Annotated in this window: 9 protein-coding genes (1 of these 9 only partly in view); 3 read left to right on the top strand and 6 right to left on the bottom strand. The window is 68.3% G+C overall.

The window, feature by feature from the left end; all coding sequences use genetic code 11:
* Nucleotides 1–17,166: the 3' portion of a non-ribosomal peptide synthase/polyketide synthase gene (locus tag QM693_RS26605; protein WP_502942677.1), read on the top strand. 16,563 nt of this gene lie to the left of the window's left edge; the window shows 17,166 of its 33,729 coding nt (coding positions 16,564–33,729); its start codon lies beyond the left edge, outside the window; it ends in the stop codon at nucleotides 17,164–17,166.
* Between the two features lie 73 nt (nucleotides 17,167–17,239).
* Here the strand turns inward: QM693_RS26605 and QM693_RS26610 are convergent, their stop codons facing one another.
* The 4 genes from QM693_RS26610 to QM693_RS26625 are packed head-to-tail and all read right to left on the bottom strand — an operon-like array spanning nucleotide 17,240 to nucleotide 21,634.
* Nucleotides 17,240–18,199, bottom strand: coding sequence for an AurF N-oxygenase family protein (locus tag QM693_RS26610; protein ID WP_283332961.1), 960 nt, complete (start codon nucleotides 18,197–18,199; stop codon nucleotides 17,240–17,242).
* Nucleotides 18,196–19,128, bottom strand: a complete 933-nt coding sequence (locus QM693_RS26615; protein ID WP_283353819.1) for a prephenate dehydrogenase/arogenate dehydrogenase family protein — start codon at nucleotides 19,126–19,128, stop codon at nucleotides 18,196–18,198. The genes QM693_RS26610 and QM693_RS26615 overlap by 4 nt, the downstream gene beginning before the upstream one ends.
* The gene (pabB, locus tag QM693_RS26620) at nucleotides 19,125–21,197 is read right to left on the bottom strand and encodes an aminodeoxychorismate synthase component I (RefSeq protein ID WP_283332963.1); all 2,073 of its coding nucleotides are present in this window, start codon (nucleotides 21,195–21,197) and stop codon (nucleotides 19,125–19,127) included. Before pabB ends, QM693_RS26615 begins: the two co-directional genes overlap by 4 nt.
* Nucleotides 21,197–21,634, bottom strand: coding sequence for a chorismate mutase family protein (locus QM693_RS26625; protein WP_317569268.1), 438 nt, complete (start codon nucleotides 21,632–21,634; stop codon nucleotides 21,197–21,199). The genes pabB and QM693_RS26625 overlap by 1 nt, the downstream gene beginning before the upstream one ends.
* A 230-nt stretch (nucleotides 21,635–21,864) precedes the next feature.
* Here QM693_RS26625 and QM693_RS26630 point away from each other — a divergent pair, with 230 nt between their 5' ends.
* Nucleotides 21,865–22,800 carry an esterase/lipase family protein gene (locus QM693_RS26630; protein ID WP_283332965.1) on the top strand — a complete coding sequence of 312 codons (936 nt, stop codon included), beginning with the start codon at nucleotides 21,865–21,867 and terminating at the stop codon, nucleotides 22,798–22,800.
* 27 nt (nucleotides 22,801–22,827) lie between these two features.
* Here the strand turns inward: QM693_RS26630 and QM693_RS26635 are convergent, their stop codons facing one another.
* Together QM693_RS26635 and QM693_RS26640 are read right to left on the bottom strand one after the other, a co-directional pair.
* Entirely contained in the window at nucleotides 22,828–23,523 is a 696-nt protein-coding gene (locus QM693_RS26635) for a GntR family transcriptional regulator (RefSeq protein WP_283332966.1), read from the bottom strand.
* A 47-nt stretch (nucleotides 23,524–23,570) separates the two neighbouring features.
* Nucleotides 23,571–24,713 carry an acyl-CoA dehydrogenase family protein gene (locus QM693_RS26640; RefSeq protein WP_283332967.1) on the bottom strand — a complete coding sequence of 381 codons (1,143 nt, stop codon included), beginning with the start codon at nucleotides 24,711–24,713 and terminating at the stop codon, nucleotides 23,571–23,573.
* A gap of 156 nt (nucleotides 24,714–24,869) precedes the next feature.
* Between QM693_RS26640 and QM693_RS26645 the strand changes: the two genes are divergently transcribed.
* Nucleotides 24,870–26,402, top strand: a complete 1,533-nt coding sequence (locus QM693_RS26645; protein ID WP_283332968.1) for an aldehyde dehydrogenase family protein — start codon at nucleotides 24,870–24,872, stop codon at nucleotides 26,400–26,402.
* Nucleotides 26,403–26,419: the final 17 nt, after the last annotated feature.

The raw sequence follows: 26,419 nt of genomic DNA on the forward strand, positions 1-26,419 counted from the left end.
CCGGCCGACCGCACGTCCTACGTTCTGGACAGCGCCTCGCCGCTCTGTGTCCTGACGGTTGCGCGAGATGCTCTCACCCTGCCCGACGGATACCGCGTGGTGGAGATCGACCAGCTTCCTGTCGACGCTTCGGCCGCGCCGGTGCGCGACGAGGAGCGCCGGGGGGCCCTTCGGCCGTCGAACCCTGCCTACGTCATCTACACGTCCGGTTCGACGGGACGGCCGAAGGGCGTCGCGGTCAGCCACGCGGCGGTCCTGAACCAGATCTCGTGGATCGTCGACGAGTACGGGCTCGGCGCACACGATGTCGTGCTGCAGAAGACTCCGGCGACATTCGATGTGTCGATCTGGGAGTTGTTCGCGACGCTCGTCTCGGGTGCTCGTCTGGTGATTGCGTCACCCGACGGTCACGGTGATCCCGAGTATCTCGCGGCGTTGATTGCGCGTGAGGGCGTCACCGCAACGTCGTTCGTGCCGTCGATGCTGTCGGTGTTCGTCGGCGAAGCCGATCGACACGACCTGCTCAGCCTTCGAGTGGTGCTCGTCGCGGGCGAGGCATTTCCGCCGGCGACCGCCGAGGCGTTCCGCGGATTGTCGGATGCCGAATTGCACAACCTCTACGGTCCGACGGAATTCACCGTGCACGCGACCGCCGGGCACGTCGACCCGGACGTTCGCGGCACCGTGCCCATCGGAAGTGCGGTGTGGAACACCGATCTCCACGTCTTGGATTCGCGTCTTCGTCCGGTGCCGGTCGGGGTCCCCGGCGAGCTGTATCTCGCGGGCACCCAGTTGGCGCGCGGCTACGTCGGACGTAGCGATCTGACCTCCGACCGGTTCGTCGCCAACCCGTTCGGCGGCGCCGGGCAGAGAATGTACCGAACGGGCGACGTCGTTCGACGTCGCGCCGACGGGAACCTCGAGTACCTCGGACGCAGCGACTTCCAGGTCAAGTTGCGTGGCCTGCGGATCGAGCTCGGCGAGGTCGAGGCTGCGTTGTTGTCGCATCCGTCGTTGGCGCAGGCCGCGGTCACGATCCATCGAAGCGACGCGACCGGCGAAAATCTCGTGGGTTACGTGGTTCCGCGGTCCGGCGCCCAGATCGACACGAAGTCGGTGCAGGACGCAGCGGCGCAGCTCCTGCCCGCGTACATGGTGCCCGCCCGCATCGTCGTCCTGGACAGCTTCCCTCTCGGTGCCAGCGGGAAGCTGGATCGAAAGGCATTGCCCGAGCCCGAGTTCACCACCGTCGCGGTGGAGTACGTACCCCCTCGTACGCCGGTCGAGACGATCGTGGCGAGGGTCTTCGAAGAGGTGCTCGGCGCCGATCGAGTCGGGTCCACCGACTCGTTCTTCGACCTCGGTGGCAACTCCATCAGCGCGACGAGGCTCACGGCCCGGCTCAGGGTCGCGCTCGGTGCGCACCTGTCGGTACGGGAGTGTTTCGAAAATCCGACGGTCGCGGAACTCGCGGAGCTGCTCGAGGCGACCGCGAGTACCGGCGAACAGCGTCCCGCGCTCGTCGCCCGTCCGCGGCCCGACCGCATCCCGCTGTCGCTGGCTCAGCAGCGGATGTGGTTCGTCAACCAGTTCGATCCGTCCTCCCCGGCGTACAACCTGCCGCTGGCGGTGCGGTTGACCGGCTCGATCGACCCGGCGGCGCTGAATGCGGCGTGGGCGGACGTCGTCGAGCGGCACGAGTCGCTGCGGACGGTCTTCCCGGTCGGCGACGAGGACGCGCACCAGCTCGTGCTGCCCGCAGCCGACGTGGTGTCCGATCTGACCCCGACCCCGGTCGCCGACGAGCAGGACCTGTACGCGCGGTTGCGTGAACTCGGCGCCACCGGATTCGACGTCACCGAGACGGTGCCGGTGCGGGTCGCCTGCTTCGAGGTGAACCCCACCGACCACATCCTGATGATGGTCGTGCACCACATCTCGGCCGACGGTGCGTCGCTGGCGCCCCTCTTCACCGACATCATGACCGCCTATGCGGCGCGTTCCGCCGGCAGCGCTCCCGGGTGGGAACCGCTGCCCGTCCAGTACGCCGATTACGCGTTGTGGCAGCGTGAGTCGCTCGGTGACGAGTCCGACCCCGAATCGCTGGTCTCCCGCCAGCTCGGCTACTGGCAGCAGGCGCTCGGCGGGCTCCCCGAGGTGCTCGAGTTGCCGACCGACCGGCCCCGGCCGCCGGTGCAGTCGCTGCGCGGCGCGTCGGCACGGTTCACGATCGACGCGCAGACCCACCGTGGGCTGCTCGCGATCGCCCAGGAAACGAACTCGACCCTCTTCATGGTCGTGCACGCCGCGCTCGCGGTCCTGCTCGAGCGGCTGTCTTCGCAGACGGACGTCGCGATCGGCACGCCGGTCGCCGGCCGCGGCGAGCAGGAACTGGACAGGCTCGTGGGCATGTTCGTCAACACCCTCGTGCTCCGCGCGTCGGTGCGTCCCGACGACACCTTCGCCGACCTGCTGGCACAGGTGCGCGCCACCGATCTGAATGCGTTCAGCCACAGCGACGTTCCGTTCGAGCGTCTCGTCGAGGTACTCGACGTCCCACGGTCGACGGCGCACCAGCCGCTGTTCCAGGTGGCGTTGTCGTTCGACAACAACGAATCGGTTCGGATGGAGTTCCCGGGTCTCGAGATCTCGGCGCTCGACGCCCCGCTCGAGGTCGCCAAATTCGACCTCCAGCTCAGCGTCGGCGAGCGCTACGTCGACGGGGCCGCCGCGGGTATCGCCGCGACGTTCAACTACTCGACCGACATCTTCGACGAGCAGACCGTTCTGAGCTTCGCGGACCGGTTCGGCCGGATTCTCCATGCCGTGTCGGCCGACCGTGACGTGGTCCTCGGCGACATCGAGATCCTCGACGCCGCGGAGAAGGCCGCGATCGCCCCGGTCCGCGGACCGCAGTCGATCGAGCCGCGCACACTGCCCGAACTGCTGCGTTCGGGTGTCGAGATCGGCCCGGAGTCGGTCGCGGTGACCTTCGAGGGACGCGAGGTCACGTACCGGGAACTCGACGAGCGGTCGAATCAGCTGGCGCGCGTCCTGATCGATCGGGGCGTGGGGCCGGAGACCTATGTCGCACTGGCGATCACGCGTTCCGTCGAATCCATCCTCGGGATCTGGTCGATCGCCAAGGCCGGCGGCGCATACCTGCCCGTCGACCCGAAGCTGCCGTTCGAGCGGATCGGCGAGATGCTGTCCGATTCGGAGGCGGTCCTCGGACTGACGGTCGCCCGCCATCACGACGACCTTCCCGGCACGGTGCCGTGGATCGTCCTCGACGAGACCGCGGCTGCCGAGGAGATCGGTGCCCGCAGTGCGGACGCGGTGGAGGACGCGGATCTGCGCTGCGCGCTGACGGTCGACCACCCGGCGTATCTCATCTACACCTCGGGTTCGACGGGTAAGCCGAAGGGCGTCGTGGTCACCCACCGCGGTCTGGCGAACCTCACCCGCGAGGTGCGCGAGCACTACGTCGTGTCACCGGACTCCCGTTTCCTGCACGTGGCGTCACCGAGCTTCGACACGTCGGTCGGGGAGATGCTCGCCGCGTTCAGCGCGGGCGCCACCCTGGTGATCTCGCCCGCGGACGTCTACGGCGGCGACGAACTCGCCGACCTGATCCGCCGCGAACGGGTCAACAACGTGGTCATGACACCGACGGCGCTGATGACCGTCGACCCCGACGGCCTCGACTCCGTCACGTCCGTCGTGGTCGGCGGCGACACCTGCACACCGGAACTCGTGGCGCGGTGGGCTCCCGGCCGCGAGATGCGCAACGCGTACGGACCCACCGAGACCACGGTCATCGTCACCATCACCGAACCGATGGTGGCGGGCGAGCGCGTGACGATCGGTTCGCCGCTGCGTGGCGTCGAATCCCTCATCCTCGACTCGCGGTTGCGTCCGGTGCCGGAGGGCGTTCCCGGCGAGCTCTACATCTGCGGTCCGTCGGTGACCCGCGGCTACCACAATCGTCCGTCGGTCACGGCGGAGCGGTTCGTGGCCAACCCGTTCGGTGAACCCGGCGCGCGCATGTACCGCACCGGCGATGTCGTGCGCTGGGCGGACGGACACCGGGTGGAGTACGTCGGCCGGTCCGACTTCCAGGTGAAGGTCCGCGGATTCCGCGTCGAACTCGGTGAGATCGACGCCGCACTGGCCGCGCAGCCGAACGTCGAGTTCGCGGTGACCGTGGGTCGCGAGAACCCGGCCGGGCTGACGACCCTCGTGTCGTACGTCCTGCCCGCCGACGGCGCGACGGTCGATCCGGAATTGCTGAAGTCGGTTGTCGGCGAGACGCTTCCGCCGTACATGGTGCCGTCCGTCGTGATCCTCCTCGACGAGATCCCGCTGACCGGCATCGGCAAGCTGGATCGCGCGCGGCTGCCCGAGCCGGAGTTCGTCACCGCGGGCGCGGAGTTCCGTGCCCCGACGACGCCGGCGGAAGAGACGATCGCAGGCATCTTCGCCGATGTGCTCGGACTCGCGCAGGTCAGCGTCGACGACAGCTTCTTCGACCTCGGCGGAAACTCGCTGAGCGCCACCCGTGTCGTGTCCCGGGCCGGGCAGGTCTTCGGTCGTCGCATCGGAGTGCGGGAACTGTTCGAGGCGCCGACGGTCGCGGGCCTCGCCGCCCGCATCGGCACCCCCGACGAGAACGTCCGACCGCGGCCCGTCCTCGCGCCGCGGGAGAGGTCTGCCTTCGTCCCGTTGTCGCTGGCGCAGTCCCGGATGTGGTTCATCAACCGCTTCGACCCGGACTCGCCCGCCTACAACATTCCGCTCGCGGTCCGATTGACCGGTGCGCTGGACGTGGACGCGCTGCAGTCCGCGGTGCTCGACGTGCTCGACCGGCACGAGTCGCTGCGCACGATCTACCCGGACTCGCCGGAGGGCCCGCGTCAGGTGATCCTCCCCGCCGACCAGGTCCGGCTGGACCTGACGCCCGCTGCGGTGTCGGACGACGAACTGCGCGAGCAGTTGGTGGAGATGGTCACCGCCGGATTCGACGTCACCGCCGACGTTCCGCCGATCCGGACGCGACTGTTCGAGGTCGGCCCGCAGGACTACGTGCTGGCACTCGTCGTGCACCACGTGTCCACCGACGGCGAATCCACTGCGCCGTTCGTGCGCGACGTCATGGTGGCGTACGCGTCGCGGGCGGCAGGCCGGGAACCCGGCTTCGCGCCGCTCCCGGTGCAGTACGCGGATTACGCGATCTGGCAGCGTGAACTCCTCGGCAGTGAGGACGACCCCGACAGCCTGATCGCCGCCCAGCTGGCCTTCTGGAAGAAGACGCTGGCCGGCGTGCCCGACCTCCTCGAGCTGCCGGTGGACCGGCCGCGACCGCCCGTGCAGTCCCTGCGCGGGTCGCGGATCGACTTCACCATCGACGCCGAGGTGCACCGCGGTCTGGCAGCGCTGGCCCGCAGGCACAACGCCAGCGTGTTCATGGCCGTGCACGCCGCGTTCGCGGTGCTGCTCAGCCGGTTGTCCGGCGCCGAGGACATCTCGGTGGGCACCCCGATCGCAGGCCGCGGCGAGCGCGAACTCGACGACGTCGTCGGCATGTTCGTCAACACCCTCGCACTGCGGGTGCAGGTCGACGGGCAGCAGACGTTCGACGAGATCCTCGATCGTGCCCGGGAGGCCGACCTCGAGGCGTTCTCGCACGCCGACGTCCCGTTCGAGCGCCTGGTCGAGGTCCTGAACCCGGCACGCTCGATGGCCCACCATCCGATCTTCCAGGTGGGCTACTCGTTCCAGAACACGACGAAGGCCGAGCTGGAACTGCCCGACCTCACCGTCACACCGCTCGAGGTCGAGGGCGACACCGCCCAGTTCGACCTCCATCTGATCCTGGGCGACAGCCCCGAGGGTGAGCAGATGTCGGGCGTGTTCACGTTCGCCACCGACCTGTTCGACGCCGCCACCGTCAAGCGTTTCGCGGACATGTTCCGCCGCGTCCTGGCCGCCGCGGTGGATTCGCCGCGGACCGCGGTCGGCGACCTGGCGCTCGCGAGCAGCGACGAGCGCGCGCTCGTGGTGTCCGGATGGAACGACACCGAGCGGGCCCTGCCGGAGACGACGCTCGCGGACATGTTCGCGAGCGTCGCCGCGGAGAACCCGGACGTCACTGCTCTCGTGTTCGAGGGCGAGTCGCTGACGTACGCCGACTTCTCGGCGAGGGTCAACCGGTTGGCCCGGCATCTCGTCGGCCGCGGGGTCGGCCCGGAAACCGTGGTCGGCCTGGCGATTCCGCGTTCGGTGGAACTGCTGGTCGGCATGTACGCGATCGCCGCGGCCGGCGGTGCGTACCTGCCGATCGACCCGGACCATCCGGCCGAGCGCACCGCGTACGTGCTCGAGAGTGCGCAACCCGTCTGCGTCCTGGCGACCCGCGCCGTCGTCGGGGGACTGCCGGGCGAGGTCGACTACCTCCTTCTCGACGAACTGGATCTGGGCGGAATCGACCCGTCCCCGCTCACCGACTCGGAGCGGATCGCGCCGCTGCGGCCGGAGAACGCCGCGTACGTGATCTACACGTCCGGCTCGACCGGCCGCCCGAAGGGTGTGGCGATCGCGCACCGAGCGATCGCCAACCAGTTGCGGTGGAAGCAGTCGGAATACCCGCTCACCGCCGAGGATTCGGTGCTGCTCAAGACGGCGGCGACGTTCGACCTGTCGGTGTGGGAGTTCTGGTGGGCGCTGACCGCGGGCGCACGTCTGGTCGTCGCCACACCGGACGGCCACCGCGACCCGTCGTACCTGGCCGCACTCGTTGCGGAGCAGCAGGTCTCGACCGTCCACTTCGTGCCTTCGCTGCTGTCGGCGTTCGTCGCGGTGGCAGAACCGGCCCAGCTGGTGTCGTTGACACGTGTGCTCTGCATCGGTGAGGCACTGCCTGCCGACACGATGCTCCGCTTCCGCGACGTCTCCGACGCGGAGATCTTCAACCTGTACGGCCCCACCGAGGCCGCCGTCAGCGTCACCCACTACCGGTGCGGCGACGAGCGCGACGGTTCGGTGCCGATCGGCAGGCCTGAATGGAACACGCAGACGTACGTTCTCGATTCGCGTCTGCACCCCGTTCCCGCCGGCGTCACGGGTGAGCTCTATCTCGCGGGCGAGCAGTTGGCGCGCGGCTACTTCGGCCGCCACGACCTCACTGCGGAACGGTTCGTCGCCAATCCGTTCGGCGACGCCGGACAGCGCATGTACCGCACCGGTGACCTGGTGCGGTGGAACCGCGACGGTAATCTCGACTACGTCGGCCGGAGCGACTTCCAGGTCAAGGTCCGCGGTTTCCGGATCGAACTCGGCGAGATCGAGCGGGCGCTCGTGGCGCACCCGTCGGTGGCGCAGGCCGTCGTCGTGGTCCACCACGACCGTCACACCGGGGACCGGCTCGTCGGCTACGTGGTGCCGGAGCAGGGCGTCTCCGTCGACGACGCGGACGTTCTCACGTTCGCCGGCCGGTCGGTGCCGGGATACATGGTGCCGTCCGCGCTGATCGCCCTCGACGCGCTGCCGCTGAACATCAACGGCAAGCTCGATCGCAAGGCGCTCCCCGAACCCGAGTTCGGTGGCGCCGTGGACCACTACAAGGCTCCGCGTACGCCCGTCGAGGAGATCGTCGCGGGAGTCTTCGCGGACGTGCTCGGTCACGAGCGGGTCAGCGTGGACACGAGCTTCTTCGACCTCGGCGGCAACTCGCTGGTCGCGACACGCGTGGTCGCCCGCGTCAACGCCGCGCTCGACACGTCGATCGGTGTGCGCGAACTGTTCGAGGCTCCGACGGTGATCGCGCTGTCGGCTCGCGCCGAGCAGTCCGATTCGGCGGGCGCGAGCCGCCCGGCCCTGGTGCCGCAACCGCGTCCGGCCCGGATTCCGCTGTCCCCGGCGCAGTCCCGCATGTGGTTCATCAACCAGTTCGACACGGCGTCGGCGGCTTACAACATTCCGCTGGCGATCAGGCTGACCGGCCACCTCGACGTCTCGGCGCTCGAGCAGGCACTCGGCGACGTCGTCGAACGGCACGAGACGCTGCGCACGACGTATCCCGACACCGGAGACGGTCCGGGCCAGGTCGTGTTGTCGCGGACCCGGAGCTTCACCTCGCTGGACGTGGAGAATGTCGCCGACGAGAACACCCTGCGTGAGCGCGTGATCTCCCTCGTCACCGCTGGTTTCGACGTCGCGAAGGCCGTCCCGGTCCGCGCGCGTCTCCTGCGGATCGACGCCGAGCAGCATGTGCTGGTCATCGTGGTCCACCACATCTCCTCCGACGGTGCCTCGACGGCACCGCTGGCGCGCGACGTGGTGATCGCCTACAGCGCGCGCGCCGCCGGGTCCGAACCTGCCTGGGCTCCTCTCGACGTCCAGTACGCGGACTTCTCGCTCTGGCAGCACGAGTTGCTCGGCGACGAGAACGCGTCGGATTCACTGGCCACCAAGCAGATCGACTACTGGCGGACCACGCTCAGCGGTCTGCCGGACGTGCTGCCGTTGCCGACGGACCGGCCGCGGCCGCCCGCGCAGTCGATGCGCGGCGCGAACTTCGACTTCGAGATCGACGCGGAACTACGCGACCGGCTCGGGGCGCTGGCGCGTGAGCACAACGCGTCGCTGTTCATGGTCGCGCACGCGGCACTGTCGGTGCTGCTCGCTCGGTTGAGCGCCACGGACGACATCGCGGTGGGTACGGCGATCGAGGGTCGTGGCGAGGCCGCGCTCGACGACCTCGTGGGCATGTTCGTCAACACGCTGGTGTTGCGGGCCCAGGTCGACGTCGACGCGACGTTCGCCGACCTCCTCGCGCAGGTGCGTCAGCACGACCTCGGTGCGTTCACGCACACCGATGTGCCGTTCGAGCGGCTGGTCGAGATCCTCCAGCCGGAACGCTCCACGGCGTTCTCGCCGCTCTTCCAGGTAGCACTCGCTTTCCAGAACATCGAGCAGGCGCACCTGGAGCTGCCCGGTCTGACGGTCGAGGGACTCGACGGTGGGATCAGCGCCGCGAAGTTCGATCTGCAGCTCACGCTCGCGGACGCAGCCGGCGCGGACGGGGCCGCGCCGATGCGGGGCGTCTTCACCTACGCGACGGATCTGTTCGACGAACGCACGATCGCGTCGTTCGCGTTCCGTTTCCAGCGCATCCTCGAGGCGATTACTGCCGACGCCTCCGTGCTGATCGGGGACATCGACGTCCTGAGCGAGAACGAGCACGCGGTGCTGGCACCCGTGCGCGGCGCCGACAGCGCCGCACCCGAGCTCCTGTCGAGCATCCTGGCCACCGCCGCAGCGGTCGACCCCGATGCCGTCGCCGTCGTGTGCGGCGACGAACAGGTCACCTACCGTGATCTGGACCAGCGCTCGAACCGTCTCGCCCGCGTCCTGATCGGCAGGGGCATCGGGGCCGACGACTTCGTCGCACTGGCGCTGACGCGTTCCGTCGAATCGATCCTCTCCATCTGGGCGGTCGCGAAGACCGGCGCCGCATTCGTGCCCGTCGATCCGAGCTACCCGTTCGACCGGATCCTGCACATGGTCACGGACTCCCGCGTGGAGGTCGGTCTCACCACCGGCGCCCACGTCGGCGAGCTGCCCGACACCGTGCGCTGGCTGGTGCTCGGTGAGGACGAGATGGACGGCGACTGTGCGTCCGTGTCGTCCGAGGCCGTCACCGACGCCGACCGCATCCGTCCGACCCGGGTCGACGACGCGGCGTACGTCATCTACACGTCGGGGTCGACGGGTCTGCCCAAGGGCGTCGTCGTCACCCACACCGGGCTGGCGAACGTCACGACCGAGCAGGTCGAGCGACTCCGCCTCACTCCGCAGTCGCGGGTGCTGCACTTCGCCTCGCCGAGCTTCGACGCGTCCGTGTTCGAACTGCTGCACGCCGTGGCCGCCGCGTCGACGATGGTCATCGCGTCCGGCGTCGTCTACGGCGGCGACGAACTCGCCCGGTTGCTGAAGAAGCAGAAGGTCACGCACGCATTCATCACGCCCGCGGCTCTGACCACGGTCGACCCGGCCGGGTTGGACGGCATCGAGGTGCTGTCGGTTGCCGGCGAGGCCTGCCCGCCGGAACTCATGCAGAAGTGGGCGCCGGGCCGGCGCATGTTCAACCTGTACGGGCCGTCCGAGGCGACGATCTGGAGCACGTCGAGCAACCCGATGAAGGCGGATCTGCCCGTCACCATCGGTGGTCCCACCCGGGGCGTCGACGTGGTCGTGCTCGACTCCCGGCTCACGCCCGTCCCGGTGGGGGTCGCGGGTGAGCTGTACGTGGCGGGTCCGAGCGTGGCACGCGGCTATCACAACCGGTTCGCCCTGACGGCGGAGCGTTTCGTCGCGAACCCGTTCGGCGGTCCCGGTGAGCGGCTCTACCGCACCGGCGACGTCGTCCGCTGGGTGCACGACGGGGAGACCGGCGACCTCGTCCTCGACTACGTCGGCAGGTCCGACTTCCAGGTGAAGGTCCGTGGGTTCCGCATCGAACTCGGTGAGATCGACGCCGAACTCGGCAGCCACCCGAGCGTGGACTTCGCGGTCACGCTGGGCCATCACCGCGAGCAGACCGGTCAGACCGTGCTGGTGTCGTACGTGATGCCCGCTGTCGGCGCGTCGATCGACGTCGCGGAACTGTCGGCGTTCGTGTCCGAGACCCTGCCCGGGTACATGGTGCCGTCGTCGATCATGGCGATCGACTCTGTGCCGCTGACGCCCGCCGGAAAGCTCGACCGCAAGGCGCTTCCCGAGCCGCAGTTCGTGTCGGCTGCCAGTGAGTACTGCGCGCCGTCGACGCCGATGGAGAAGGCCATCGCCGACGTCTTCGCGCAGGTGCTCGGTGTGGACCGCGTCAGCGTCGACGACTCGTTCTTCGCCCTCGGCGGCGACAGCATCGTGTCCATTCAGCTGACGACCCGCGCGAAGAACGCCGGGGTGCTGTTCACGGCTCGGGACGTCTTCGAGCGCAAGACCGTCTCGGCGCTGGCCGACGTGGCCGCGTGGGCCACCGACGTCGAGTCGGTGAAGCTCGAGGAGCTGCCGGGCGGCGGCGTCGGATCGATTCCGCTCACGCCCATCGCGCACTGGTTGGTGGAGACGGCAGGGACCTTCGAGAAGTTCTCGCAGGCGGTTCTGCTGACCACCCCGCCCGCGGTCACGCGGGATCAGCTGGTGGCCACGGTGGATGCTGTCCTGGAACGCCACGACATTCTCCGATCCCGGCTCACCCGGACCGGGGACGACTGGGCGTTCGAGGCTCTCCCCGCCGAAGAGGCGTTCGGTGCAGACGACCTGATCGAGCAGATCGAGTTCACCGACAAGCCGGGAACGGACGGATTCGAGAGACTGGCACGCGCGGCTCTCGACCGTGCGGCGGAGCGGCTGGATCCGGCGTCGGGCCGGATGACGCAGTTCGTGTGGTTCGCTCCCGCGGCGTCGTTGCCGGGGCAGAGCGGCCGCCTGCTGGTGCTCGCGCATCACCTCGTCGTCGACGGTGTGTCCTGGCGAGTGCTGTTGCCGGACTTCGCGACCGCGGGTTCGCAGATCACGGCGGGACAGCCGGCGCAGCTCGAACCGGTCGGCTCCTCGGTCCGTGCGTGGGCGCACGGCCTGGTCGAGGAGGCGAAGTCGCCGCACCGCGTGGCGGAACTCGACTTCTGGCGCGGGATGCTCGCGGGCACGGATCCGCTGATCGGAAAGCGTGCATTCGATCCCGCACGCGACGTGATCGCCCGGACCGACCGCCTGAGCATGACGTTCTCGACGCAGGTGACGCAGGCGCTGCTCACCACGATCCCGCAGTCCGTGAACGGCGGTGTCAACGACGGCCTCCTCGCGGCTCTCGCTCTCGCGGTCGCGCGCTGGCGTGGACTCCGCAACGGGACCGAGGATCGCTCGGTGCTGATCAACCTCGAGGGACACGGCAGGGAAGAGGCGACCGTGCCCGGTGCCGACCTCTCCCGCACGGTGGGCTGGTTCACGAGCCTGTACCCGGTGCGGCTGGACGTCTCCCGGGCCGATCTCGACGACGCGTTCGACGGCGGGACGTCGACAGGCGCGGCACTGAAGGCGGTCAAGGAACAGTTGCTTGCCGTGCCCGACAAGGGCATCGGCTACGGCCTGCTTCGCTACCTGAACGAGGAGACCGCTGCGGCGCTGGCATCGTTGCCGACTCCGCAGATCGGGTTCAACTACCTCGGTCGCGCGGGCTCGGTGGATCTGCCCGCCGAGATCCGGGATCTCGGCTGGATCCCCGACAGCGATTCGGGTGAGTTCGGCGGTGCCATGGACGACGACATGGTGGCGCCCGCGGTGCTCAGCATCAACGCGGTGACGTCGGAGACGGCGTCCGGTCCCCAGATCGAAGCCAAGATCTCGTTCGCCACCGAGATTCTCGACGAGGCGGACGTGTGGGAGCTCGCCGAACTGTGGCACGCCGCGGCGACCGCGCTGGCCGAGCACGCCTCCGGGCCGAACGGCGGCGGTCTGACACCATCCGACGTTCCGCTGGTGTCCGTGACGCAGGACGACCTCGAGGCGCTCGAGCGGCGCTACCCCGACGCCACCGACGTGTGGCCGCTCGCCCCGCTGCAGTCCGGAATGTTCTTCCATTCCGTTCTCGCCGAGGACGCGTTCGACGTCTACACCGCTCAGGTGGTGCTGGACTTCCAGGGCATCGTCGACACCGGCCGGCTCCGCGGCGCGGCGGAGGCGTTGATCGCACGTCACGCGAACCTGCGCACGGCGTTCGTCCCCGACGATTCGGGGACCGCGGTCCAGGTGGTCGTCGACCGCGTCGCACTGCCCTGGGAAGAGCTCGACCTCTCCGGTCTGTCCGGGACCGAACGCGAGGAGCAGATGAGTTCCGTTCTGAGCGAACATCGTTCGGCACGGTTCGACATGAGTCGTCCGCCCCTGATGCGGTTCCTGCTGATCCGCACGGGTGAGAACAGCTACCGGTTCTCCATCAGCAACCACCACATCCTGCTCGACGGATGGTCGATGCCGTTGCTGATGAAGGACCTGCTGGTGCTGTACGCGACCCGCGGAGACGGTTCGGTGCTGCCGCGTGTGCGCAGCTACCGCGACTTCCTCGGCTGGCTGTCCGAACGCGACACCGACGCATCGCGCAGCGCGTGGGCGCACGCACTGGCGGGACTGGACGGTCCGACCGTGCTGGCCCCGGCGCCGAGCAGCGAGGACCGACCCGAGCCGGCCGAGTTCGCGCTGCACCTCGGTGAGGTGGTCAGCGAGAACCTGGCGCGCATCGCCCGGGACCGCGGCCTGACGATGAACACGATCGTCCAGGCGGCATGGGGTCTGCTGCTGGCCCGCATGACGGCCTCGGACGACGTCGTCTTCGGCGCCACCGTCTCGGGTCGCCCGCCGGAGGTCGCCGGCATCGAGTCGATGGTGGGCCTGTTCATCAACACCATCCCGATTCGCGTGCGCATCGATCCCCGTGAGTCGCTCCTCGGACTGCTCGAGCGACTGCAGGCGGAACAGTCGACGCTGTTCGACCACCATCACATCGGTCTTCCCGAGATCCAGCAGATCGCCGGAATCGGTGGGCTGTTCGACACGTTGACGGTGTTCGAGTCGTACCCGGTGGACCGCGCAGGTCTCACCGAGGACAGCGACATCGACGGGCTCCGGGTCGCCGGAGTGCAGATCAGCGACGCCTCGCACTACCCGCTGAGCCTGCTGGCCCAGTCGGACAGCGAGGTGCAACTGGTCCTGAAGTACCTCCCGGACGTGTTCGGCGCCGACACCGTCGAGCGGCTCGGGTCCCGGCTGAACCGGATCCTGCAGACCATCGCGGCAGGCAGTTCCACGCTGGTGGGCGATCTCGATCTGCTGACCGGCGACGAACGCGAACTCGTCCTGTCCGGGTGGAACGACTCGGGGCACGACGTCACCGACGAATCCGTGGTGTCGATGTTCGGCGCCCAGGTCGCCCGCACACCGAATCGAACGGCGGTGGTGGCGGACCATGTGCGCCTCACCTACGCGGAGTTCGACGCGCGGGTGAATCGTCTGGCGCGGCACCTGATGTCGATCGGGGTGGGGCCGGACTCGGTGGTGGGCATCGCGATGCGACGCTCGCTCGACATGGTGATCAGCCTCTACGCCGTCCACGCGGCGGGCGGCGCGTACGTGCCGATCGACCCGGAGCACCCGGCGGACCGCACCTCGTACGTGGTGGACAGTGCCATGCCGACGTGTGTGCTGAGCCTGGCCGACGACATCGCGAATCTCGACGTGGACGTGCCGGTGTACCTGGTCGAGGACTTCGACCTGTCCGAGTACGCGGACGGCCCGGTCGACGATTCCGAGCGGCTCGCCGAGTTGCGCCCGGACAACCTGGCCTACGCGCTGTACACGTCGGGTTCGACGGGACGTCCGAAGGGCGTGGCGATTCCGCATTCGGCGCTGGCCAACCAGCTGGCGTGGATGCGGGACGTCTACGGCATCGGCGCGCAGGACGTGGTGCTGCAGAAGACACCGTTCACGTTCGACGCCTCTGTGTGGGAGCTGTTCCTGCCGTTGGTGGTCGGTGGCACTCTCGTGATCGCGTCGCCGGACGGTCACCGCGACCCCGACTACATGGCAGCGACCGTGGGCACGGAAGCGGTGACGGTGATCCAGTTCGTCCCGTCGGTGCTGAGCATGTTCCTCGATGCCGCGACGGCCGACCGGTGCGGTTCGCTGCGCCTGGTCTTCGCGGGCGGTGAGCCGCTGCCGCAGTCGGCGGCCGAGCGGGTCGCCGGTCTCGGTTCCGCGAAATTGGTGAACCTGTACGGCCCGACCGAGGTGACCATCAACTCGACGGCCCACGTGGTGGAGCCGTCGGGAACGACGACGATCGCACCGATCGGTTCGCCGGCCTGGAACACGCGGGCCTACGTGCTCGACGCTCATCTGAACCCGGCGCCGATCGGTGTTCCCGCTGAGCTGTACCTCGACGGCGCGCAACTCGCTCGCGGATACGTCAACAGTTCCGCGTTGAGCGCGGAACGGTTCGTCGCGAACCCGTTCGGCGATTCGGGTGCGCGAATGTACCGCACCGGCGACCTCGTCCGGTGGAACGAGAACGGCGTCCTCGAGTTCGTGGGCCGCACCGACTTCCAGGTGAAGGTGCGCGGGCTGCGTATCGAGCTCGGCGAGGTCGAGGAGGCGTTCGTCCGGTATCGCGACGTGGCGCAGGCCGCCGTGATCGTCCACAACAGCGAGGTGGGTGCGCGGCTCGTCGCCTACGTCGTGCCGAAGCCGGACGCGGTTCTCGACCCGGCGGCACTGAACGGGTTCGTCGCGGAATCGCTGCCCGAGTACATGATTCCGGATTCCGTGATGATTCTCGCCGAACTTCCGCTGGGAACCAGCGGCAAGCTCGACCGGCGCGCGCTGCCGGTGCCGGACTTCGCGTCGGCGGCCGACTTCCGGGCGCCGCGCACCGACACCGAGCGTGCACTCGCGACCGTGTTCGGCGAATTGCTCGGCCGGGAGGGCGTCGGAATCGACGATTCCTTCTTCGAGCTCGGCGGCGACAGCATCGTGTCCATCCAGCTGGTGGCGCGGGCACGTTCGGCCGGTATCCACTTCACCGCGCGAGATGTGTTCGAGCGGCGCACCGTTGCCGAGCTGGCCGCGGTGGCCGATTCGGGCGAGTCCGCGGCGGCCGCACTGCAGGAGTACGAGGGTGGTGGCGTCGGAACTGTGCCGCTCACCCCGGTCGCCCGCAAGATGGTGGAGCGCGGCGGCGACTTCGACCGGTTCGTCATGCCCTTGATGCTGACGTTGCCCGCCGGGATCGAACGCGAGCAGGTGACCGCGACGATCGCCGCCGTGGTCGACAAGCACGACGTGCTGCGATCGACTCTGGTCACGTCCGGTGTAGAGGACGCGCTCGAGATCGCACCCGCGGGCAGCGTCGACATCGACGCCACCGTGCAGCGGGTGGAAATCGCGGCCGGCGACGAGCCCGGTTCGCCGGAGTTCGACGCGGTGGCGAGTGCGGCCTTCGACGCGGCGCTGGATCGCCTCGATCCGCGCACCGGGTCGATGCTCCAGTTCGTCTGGCTCGACCCCGCCGAGTCGGATCGGCGCGGACGGCTCCTCGTGGTGCCGCACCACCTCGTCATCGACTCCGTGTCGTGGCGGATCCTGGTGCCGGACTTCGCGACCGCGGGCGCGCAGATCGCCGCCGGCACGTCGCCGTCACTCGAGCCGGTCGGAACGTCGCTGCGGCGCTGGACCGACGGTCTGCTCGAGGCGGCGGTCAAGCCGGAGCGGGTGGCCGAACTCGAGGTGTGGGAACACATGCTGACCGGCCCGGATCCGCTGCTCGGATCGCGTGAGCTGGACCTGGGAACCGATCTGGTCAGCACGCTGGAACGAACCCGGGTGGATGTTCCGGCACCGGTCACCGAGGCATTGCTGGGTGGCACGCCGGGTGCGCTCGATGGTGAGATCGGCGACGTCCTCGCGGCAGCGCTCGCGTTGGCGGTGGCCGCATGGCGGCGCGACCGCGGAGTCGAGGCTTCGTCGACGGTCGTCACCCTCGAGGGCCACGGACGTGAAGAGTCCACGGTGCCGGGCGCGGATCTGTCGCGGACGGTCGGCTGGTTCACCACGATGTACCCGGCACGTCTCGACCTCGCCGGGGTCGACATCGCCGATGCCCTCCAGGGTGGCGCGAGCGCGGCGGACGCCGTACACGCGGTGCGGGATCAGCTGAGCGCGATCCCGGACCGGGGAATCGGGTACGGGCTGCTCCGGTACCTGAACCCCGACACGTCGGCGGTCATGAGGAACTGGTCGGAACCGCAGATCGTGTTCAACTACATCGGACGCGTCAGCGCGGCCGAGGTTCCCGAGGCGGTACGCGGACTCGACTGGCTGCCCGATTTCGAATCGCCCGTCACGGGTGGATTCGAGAAGAGCGCGATGCCCGCCCAGGCCGTTCTCGACATCCAGTCGGTGATCTCGGAAACCGCAGAGGGCCTGCAGTTGTCGGCGTTCATGTCCTTCCCGCCCGGCGTCCTCTCGACGCCGGAGGTGGACCGTTTCGGGGAGTTCTGGGTGGCCGCGCTCGCCGCGCTCGTGGCTCAGGCCGAGGAGCGATCCGGGCGCTGATCTCCGCGGCCCGTGGTGGGAAGGCCCCGAGCCTTCCCACCACGTGGCCCCGTCGGTTCCCGTCGCCGCGGAGTCAGGCCCACTCGAAGGACATCTCGCCCGCGACGCCGAGGTGCTTGCACAGCTTGTGGATGCCACCGAAATCCTGGACCAGTGCGGATCGGCGGGTGTCGTGTTCGGCGTCGTCGATCATCGCCTGTCCGCCGCCCAGCTCCAGGATGTCGACGATGGTGTGCCACGTCGAGTAGTCGTTGCTGCTGAATGCCGTCATCGCGTCGACGAGCCCGTCCAGGAAGTGGTGGCGGTCGTCGGGGCTCAGCGTGTCGTAGACGACGACCGCGATGTCGTCGGCGATCGAGGCGTGACAGTACTCGTCGCGGTTGTGGAGGCGGACCGTCGCCCGGTTGACCGGCTGGATGACGTCGTTCTCGGAGATCAGGTCGAGGTAGGAGCTGATCGAGATCTCCGCCACCGTCATGAAGGCGAACGTGGTGATCGCCCGCTTCCTCGGGTCGGCGGCATCGGCAGTCGCCGCGCGTTGACGGCGCAACGTCAGGACGTCGGGAAGGGCGTTGTTCGGCATCGCCCAACCGCGTTGCCTGCGCGTGACCGCGCTCGCGTTCAGGTGCATGAGGGTGTGGTACTGCTCGTCGACCATCGCCTGGTGGACGGCCACGGCGAACGTGTCCCCGAGCCCGGTGTCCAGGGCATCGTGCGCGACGAGGTCGAACCCAGGATTGACCACGTACTGCTCGATGTCCATGACGTTCTTGTTGAAAGCGATCCAGGCCCAGGCCCGAAGCTGGTTCCGTTGCTCCTCGCGCATGCCGAGGAACCGATCGTGATCGGCGAAGGGCAGCAACTCGTTCGGGTAGTCCTGCTTGTCGAGATCGAACAGCGCGTCGAGGTCCGGTTCCGGCTTCTTCACGGTCGCCCGCTGTCCCCAGTTCCGGGCGAGCCGGGACACGACGGCGCTCTCCACCGGATCCGCCGGGTCGTACTCCGGGAGCGAGGGAGTCTTCTGGGGCGTCATGGCGAATCTCCGTTCCTGTCCCACGACTGCGGCTGCCTGCGAACGAGATCGGTGAAGAGGTCGGCGCACAGCCGGGCGAGGGGTTCGCTCCGGTCGCCGAGCGCCGACGTCGAGCGGGACATGAGTGAAGCGAAATCGTCCTCCGAGCCCCGCTCGACGGTTTCCGTGAGAGTGGTCAGCGCCGCGGCGAGCGCGCGGCGGGCCTCGCCCGCAAACGGATTGCCCGCCTGGATGTCCCGGTAGACCTCCGGGACACCTCCGCCGACCCGCGCGAGGAGTGCGAGCGACACGAGATGGGGAGGGGTCCCCACCGCGGTGAGTTCGGCGCCGTCGACACCGAGGTCCGCGAGCGCGAGGCCGAACGCGAGGACGCCGGCGTGGGTCAGTGCCTGGGTCGCTGCCGTGAGCCGGTCGTGGTGTTCGGCGTCCAGGCGGACCACCGACGACCCCCAGCCGGACAGCACCGACAGGAACCATTCGACCTCATCGCTGTCCCGGTAGGTCACCGCCGCGACGGGGCGGCCCTCCGGTCCGAGGGAAGGCGCGAACATCGGGTTGATGCCCACCGCGCCGTTGCGCAACGCGCTGTCACGCAGGGCGGCGTCGAATCGGGACTTCACGGACAGTGTGTCGACCAGCAGGGCGTGTTCGGGTAGCTCCGCGACGACGAACGGAATCGCCTCCAGCGCGACGCTTTCGGGGATCGCGAGGATCACCGCATCGGCGGCGTGCACCACCGCCCGCAGCTCCGGCGACGGGTCGGTGACGTCCCCCTTCGCCTGATCCGGGTCGGACCGGTCGGTGAAGCGGATGTCGATGGTGCGCACCGTGTTTCCGTCGGCACGCAGCCGAGCCGCCATCATCCGGCCGACATCGCCGGAGCCGCCGATCAGCGCGACGGTCCGGGTGGATGCGGCCGGGACGTTCACGGCCCGATCTCGTTCGGCCGGTCTGCCGTCACGGTCAGTGCTCGCAACATGGTGGCGGCCTTGACCATCGCCTCGTCGAATTCCTCCTCCGGGTCGGAGAGGGCGGTGATCGCGCCGCCGATGCCGAACGTCACCTCGGTGTCCGTGGCGACGATCGTGCGGATGACGATCGACAGGTCGGCCGTCCCCGTCAGTGAGAAGTAGCCGATCGACCCGGAATACACACCGCGCGGCCCGGACTCGAGCCGGTCGATGATCTCCATGGTCCGGATCTTCGGGGCGCCCGTCATCGATCCGCCCGGGAAGGCGGCGCGAACGCACTCGACGACGGAGGCATCCGCGCTGAGGGTCCCGCGCACGGTCGACACGAGTTGATGCACGGCCGCGTACGTCTCGACGTCGAAGAGCTTGGGAACGTGCACCGATCCGGGAACGCACACCCGGGCCAGATCGTTGCGGGTCAGATCGACGATCATCAGGTTCTCGGCGCGGTCCTTCTCGCTGTCGAGCAGGTCCTGCCGCAGCGCCGCGTCCTTGGCGGGGGTCGCGCCGCGCGGCCGCGTCCCCTTGATGGGTTTGGACTCCACCACCCGGTCCGCGCCGATCCTGAGGAACCGTTCGGGGGAGGCGCTGAGAACGGACAGTCCGGCGAACTGGAGGTACGCGCTGTACGGGGTGGGGCTGATGGAGCGCAGCAACTCGAACGTGTGCAGGGGATCGATCGACTGGTCCACCGTCGCCATGTTGGTCAGGCACACCTCGTAGGACTCGCCGGTCCGGATCTCGCCGAGCGAGGTCGCGATGTGTTCGAGGTACTTGTCGTGCTCGTGGCGCAGGGCGAGCTCGGCGGACTCCGGCTTCCGGATCGGCGACACTGCGGTCGGCGGGTTGTCCGGCTCGGCCAGCCGATGCAGCGCCACCTCCATCTCGTCGAGCCAGCGGCGCAACTCCGGATCGTCCTGGTGATCGCTCAGGCACAGCGCGTAGGTGCGCTCGCCGGAATGGTCGATGACGACGGCGCGGTCCGCGAACACCAGCGCGGCGTCCGGGGTGGGCGACTTGTGGGCCGCCGTGCCGCCGGTCTCGGCCTTCAGTTCGTAGCCGAGGTACCCCACGTAGCCGAGGCCGAACGGCACACCCGGGAGGCCGGGCACCGACCGGGCCTGCAGTTGCCGCTCGAGGTAGTCGAAGAACGGTGCATGTACCTGTTCGACCGGCAACCCCTCGCGAGTGATCCGGACGATCGCTTCGCTGACGTCGTACGTGATGTATTCGGCGCGTGGGCCGGAGCAATTGCCCATGATGGTGAACCGCGAATTCGGTTCCGATGCCGACGTCCCGTCCAGCCAGAACGCGTTGGGCCCGGACGCGAAGAGATCCTCGAATGTGGTGCGGGGATCGACTTCGTGGTCGACGCGCACCTGCTGGACCACGTACGGCGCGTGGGGAATCGGGATTCTGAGCATGGAACCGTGCGTGGGTGTCCCGGAATGCGTCTGCGTGAGATCGCGGAAGTTCGCGAGCAGTTCGTGACCGAAGGCGGTGCTGATCGACTCGGGGTGGAACTGGACGCCCCACAGCGGACGAGTGCGGTGACGGACACCCATCAGCAGGCCGTCGGCGGTCCAGGCGGTGACCTCGAGGTCGTCGGGGAGATCCTCGACGATCAGCGAGTGGTAGCGGACCGTCGGAAACGGTGACGGAATGCCCGCGAAGAGTTCGGAACCGTTGTGTTCGACGAGGGACACCCGGCCGTGCATCGGTTCGGGTGCGAGAACCACACTGCCCCCGAACAGCTGGCACAGCCCCTGATGGCCGAGGCACACGCCGAGGACGGGGAGTGCGGTCTCCGTGATGACGCGCGCACTGATGCCGAAGTCCCGTTGCCGCTCCGGGCGTCCGGGGCCGGGGGAGATGACGATGTTGTCGAAGTCGGACCAGGGGATCGAATCCCACTCCACATCGTTGTGCACGACCGTGGGGGGTTCACCGTTCACCTCGGCCAGGAGGGTGAATAGGTTGTAGGTGAAGGAATCGTAGTTGTCGACCAGGAGCGTCCGGGTACTCATCACGACTCGACATTCGCAGAGGGCACGGAACTGTGACGAACGTGGTGGTTGTCACGGTGGTCGTGGTGTCCGTTGTGGTAGAGCCCCTCGTCGGCGGGCTCCGCGTTGATCACGAGGTCCTCGAGCCTGCAGGTCTCGGCGATGAGAAGGTCGTAGAGCGAGTCGAAGAACTCCGGGGACAGTGAGTGGCTGTCCGCGTACTGTCGCGCCCGTTCGTGGACGATGTGGATCCGGCCGGGCTGCATCATGGCGATGTGCTCGCGTCGCTTCAGTTCGCCGATGCGCAGGCACACCTCCAAGCGCTGCCGGACCGCGTCGAGAAGGGTCGCGTCGACTGCGTCGAGTTCCGCGCGCAGACCGTCGAGTGCCTGCTGCGCCGAGGCGTCAGAATGCTCTCCGGAATCGTCGCCGTTCCGCTGTCCTACGGAGAAGTACATAATCGCCCCACTCACTCGATCGGCAGTAGCTTTCTCTTCCCGACTATCGTGTGTCGTTGGTGGTTCGTTTCCATGAGCCTCCCGGATGGCCGGGAGGACCGTGTTCGATCGGCCGAATACGAACCAGGTGGGTTATCACCCCCAGAGTCTCGATCTCGAGTTGAGACTTTGATGGACGGTTGGCTAACGTAACCTGAAGTCTATTTCCGCTCACTCAGGATACGAGGAATATGCGTATATCGTCGGCCAGTAGGGCTCTGATGTTCGTGCTGGCAGGCATTGTGATGCTGGGCGGCGCGGCACCAGCGGCAGCGGATCCCGTGGAAGCGGAACCCGCGCCCGTGGTCGATCCGTCCGTGCTTCCAGGGGCGAACGACTGGAGCTGTAAGCCATCCGCGGCACATCCGCGTCCCGTCGTGCTGGTGCACGGCACCTGGACGGGCATGGTGGGAACGTGGAAGGACCTCGCTCCGGCGCTCCACGCGGAGGGCTACTGCGTCTTCGCCCTCAACTACGGACAGGCCGCCGGTCTGACCGAGGGCAACATGATGCGCATGTTCGGCGGCGCCGACATCGCGGAGTCCGCTCAGCAGCTCGCCGGCTTCGTCGATCAGGTCCGCACCACCACCGGCGCTTCGCAGGTCGACATGATCGGGCATTCGCTCGGTGGCACGGTGTCCCGCCAGTACCTGCGGTTCGACGGCGGCGCGGACCGCACGAACCCGGCGCTGAACAAGGTGCACTCGCTCGTCACGCTCGGCGCCACCAACCACGGCACCAGCTTCGGGGACGTCCAATCGCTCGGCGCGATCGCGCAGGCACTGGGTGTGCCGGTCACGACGCTCGCCGGTGTCGCGGTCGGACCGTCCTACATCCAGCAGATGGTGGGCTCGCCCTTCCTTCAGCTCCTCAACGCGGGCGGCGACACCGACCCGGGCATCGAGTACACGGTGGTCGCCAGTCGCAGCGATACCGTGTCGACCCCGCCGGAGAACACGTTCCTGACGGCCGGTCCGGGGGCCGTCGTGCACAACATCTGGCTCCAGGACGGCTGCGACGCGAACACGGCCGAACACAATCAGCTGACCACCGATCCGCGGGCCGTGTACATCATCCAACGGGCGCTGGACCCCACGTACGGAGATCGCAACCCCGCACCGTGCTGACCCGGCGCCGGGGACCGGTGGTGCCGGTCAATCCCAGATGCCGACCTCGTCGAGATGCGCGACCAGCCGCTGGGCGCCGTCGATGAAGTGGGCCTTGTTCTCGGCACCCACCACGCCGGCCTTCCCGTCGGCGAGGGCGGCGATGAGACGGCGATGGCTGTCGACCGCCGACTCGCCCCAGGCCGGATCGGACGAATAGAACTGCACCGGGGTGTATCGGGTGGCGCTGAGCAGGAACCACGACAGCTTGCTCGCGTCGGCAAGCCGGTTGATGACCCGGTGGAACGAGAACTCGAGGTCCTCGATGCGGTCGGCGTCGCCGTCCTCGACGGCGCGTCGCAGCTTCTCGTTGATCGCGGTCAGCTCCTCCACGGCCTCCGGAGTGGCCGACCGCGTCGCGCGGACCGCGAGTTCCTCGGCGATCTGCCCCTGCAGCCAGAAGAGGTCGTGGATGTCGTCCCGGCTGAGCGGGGCGACGACGTACCCGCGGTGAGGAACCAGTTCGACGAGTCCCTCGCCCCGCAGGGTCAGGAGCGCCTCACGGACAGGTGTGACGCTGACCCCCAGGTCCGCCGCGGTCTCGTCGAGCCGGATGAAGTCACCCGGGCGAACGCCCCCGGACATGATCAGGTTACGGACGTGCACGGCGACGTCGTCCGACAGCTGGGGTCGACGGCGCAGGGTGCGGCCCGCTGGGGATCGTGACACGGAGGGCGATGCCATGGAGAACTCCTTCGATGCGGCAAACCAGCATAAACCGCAGGGGATGATTACAAGCCGTAGGTCTTGCCGATGATGTCGCGCTGAATCTCGTTGGTACCGCCGTAGATGGTCGACACGATGGTGGAGCGGACGTGCTTCTCCATGTCGAACTCGGTGGCGTAGCCGTACCCGCCCATCATCTGCATGCCCTCGAGCGCGACCTTCTTCGCCGTCTCCGTGACCTTCAGTTTGGCCATCGACGCCTCGCGGGCCAGCATCTTGTCCGGGTTCGCGTCGACGTCCTCGGCGACGCTGTAGACGAGCAGCTTGCAGCACTCGATCTCGGTCGCGAGATCGGCGATGCGGTGGCGCAGCGCCTGGAACGATCCGACGGGCCGCCCGAACTGCTTGCGCTGGGTGACGAAGTCGAGGGTGTCGGCGAACGCGCGCTGCGCGGTGCCGAGCATCATGGCGGCGAGGATCAGGCGTTCGAAGTTCAGGCCGGTCATCAGCTGGCGCCAGCCGTTGCCGACCTCGCCCACCACCGCGTCCTCGGGCAGGACGCAATCGGTGAAGTAGAGATCGTTGACCTCCTTGCCGCCCATCGTGTCGATGCCGCTGATCTTCAGCCCGGCGGTATCCGCGGGGACGTGGAACATCGTGAGGCCTTCGTGCTTGCCGTCGCCGCGCCCGGTGCGGGCCACGAGCAGGATGTTGTCGGCGAAGTGTGCGTTGGAGCACCACGTCTTCTGACCGTTGATCACCCAGCCGTCGGCGGTCTTCTCCGCGCGGGTGCTGAGGTTGCCGACGTCGGAACCGGCTTCCGGCTCGGACATCGAGATGGACTGTGATCGGCCGGCCACGATGCCGCGCAGCACGATGTCCTTCTGTGCGTCGGTCCCGAACTTCGCGTAGGCGCCGCCCGTGATCAGGGTGGGACCGATGCCGCCGATGGGGGCCATGCCCTTGGCGGCCTCCTCGAGCAGGATGCACATGTCGACGTGGCTGGCGGCCGATCCGTCGTACTCCTCGGGAATGGTGATGCCCAGCCAGCCCAGCTTGGCCATCTTCTCGTAGACGTCCTGATTGTGGTTGTGCTCGCCGTGATTCGTCAGCCTGTCGCGCTGCTCGCGGGTGCCGCTCTCGCGCTTGCAGAAATCGGCGATTGCCGACGCGAAGTCCTTTTGTTCACTGGTGAATTCGACGCTCATGTCCGGGGGACTCCTCGAGGTTGATTCGGCCGGCGAATCGGTCGGCCGGAGGTGACTGTGTGGGGCTTGCCGCGATGGGGTCTGCCGCATACTGTGATGTCCACTACATTACATCACATCACATATATTTGATGTGATCTCGAGGGAGGACAGACCATGCCACAGCAGGCGGAGACGACCGAGACGACGGCCGGCGCGCAGCCCGCGGCCTCGACGGAGCAGGCGCCGAAGACGTTCGCGTCCCTGGACCCGCGCAACGGCAACGTCCTGGCCGAGTACCCGATCCAGGGGGAGCAGGAGGTGCGCGAGGCCGTCGACGCGGCCCGAGCGGCCGCTCAGTGGTGGAACGCTCTCGGATTCGACGGCCGCAAGCAATGGCTCCTCGACTGGAAGAAGTCCGTCGCGCGAGACGGTGAGCAGCTCGCCGCACTCGTCGCCGCCGAAACCGGTAAGCCGTACGACGACGCGCTCCTCGAAGTGATGCTCGCCGTCGAACACCTCGACTGGGCCGCGAAGAACGCGGGCAAGGTCCTGAAGCGGCGCAAGGTGCCGTCGGGCCTGGTCAGCGCGAACCAGGCCAGCAGTGTCGGATACGAGCCGATGGGTGTGGTCGGTGTCATCGGGCCGTGGAACTACCCCGTGTACACGCCGATGGGGTCGATCTCCTATGCGCTGGCGGCGGGCAACACTGTCGTCTTCAAACCCAGCGAGCTGACCCCCGGGGTCGCGGTGTGGCTCGCCGACAAGTGGAAGACGCTCGTTCCCAACCAACCCGTGCTGCAGGTGGTCACCGGAGACGGGTCGACCGGCGCGGCTCTCGTCTCGGCCGGGGTCGACAAGATCGCCTTCACCGGATCTGCCGCCACCGGCAAGCGCGTCATGGCCGCGTGCGCCGAAACGCTCACCCCCCTCGTCGTCGAGGCGGGCGGCAAGGACGCCATGCTCGTCGACGCCGACGCGAATCTCGACGAGGCGGCCGGCTTCGCGGTGTTCGGCGCGATGGGCAACGCCGGACAGACGTGCGCCGGCGTCGAGCGCATCTACGTCGTCGACTCGGTGTACGACGAGTTCGTCCGACTGGTCGCCGAGAAGTCGAAGGTCCTGCACCCCGGCCCCCGGGACGCCGCCTACGGTCCGATGACGATGGCCGGCCAGTCCGACGTCGTCCGCGGCCACGTCCAGGACGCACTCGACAAGGGCGGATCCGCGGTGGTCGGCGGACTGGACTCCATCAAGGACGGCTACGTCGGGCCGATCGTGCTGACCGGCGTTCCTGAGGACAGCACCGCGATCCGCGAGGAGACGTTCGGACCCACGGTCGTCATCAACAAGGTCGCCAGCCTCGACGAAGCGGTCACGAAGGCCAACGGCACCACGTTCGGGCTCGGCGCATCCATCTTCACCAAGGATGCGACGAAGGCGATGCAGGCTGCCGAGAAGCTCAGGACCGGAGTCGTGACGATCGGTTCGGTGCTCGGGTTCGCCGGTGTGGCGGCGCTGCCGTTCGGGGGTGTCGGAGATTCGGGCTTCGGCCGCATCCACGGCGCCGACGGTCTGCGTGAATTCAGCCGGGTCAAATCCATCGCCAGGCAGAAGTTCGCGGCTCCGCTGAACCTGCTCACCATGCAGCGCAAGTCGCGGGACATGAAGATCTCGGCCTGGATGTTGAAGAACCGGCACGGACGCTGATCACACGGCAGGAGGGT

This window comes from Rhodococcus sp. IEGM 1305, assembly GCF_030058635.1.
GTDB classification, from domain to species: domain Bacteria; phylum Actinomycetota; class Actinomycetes; order Mycobacteriales; family Mycobacteriaceae; genus Rhodococcus_F; species Rhodococcus_F opacus_D.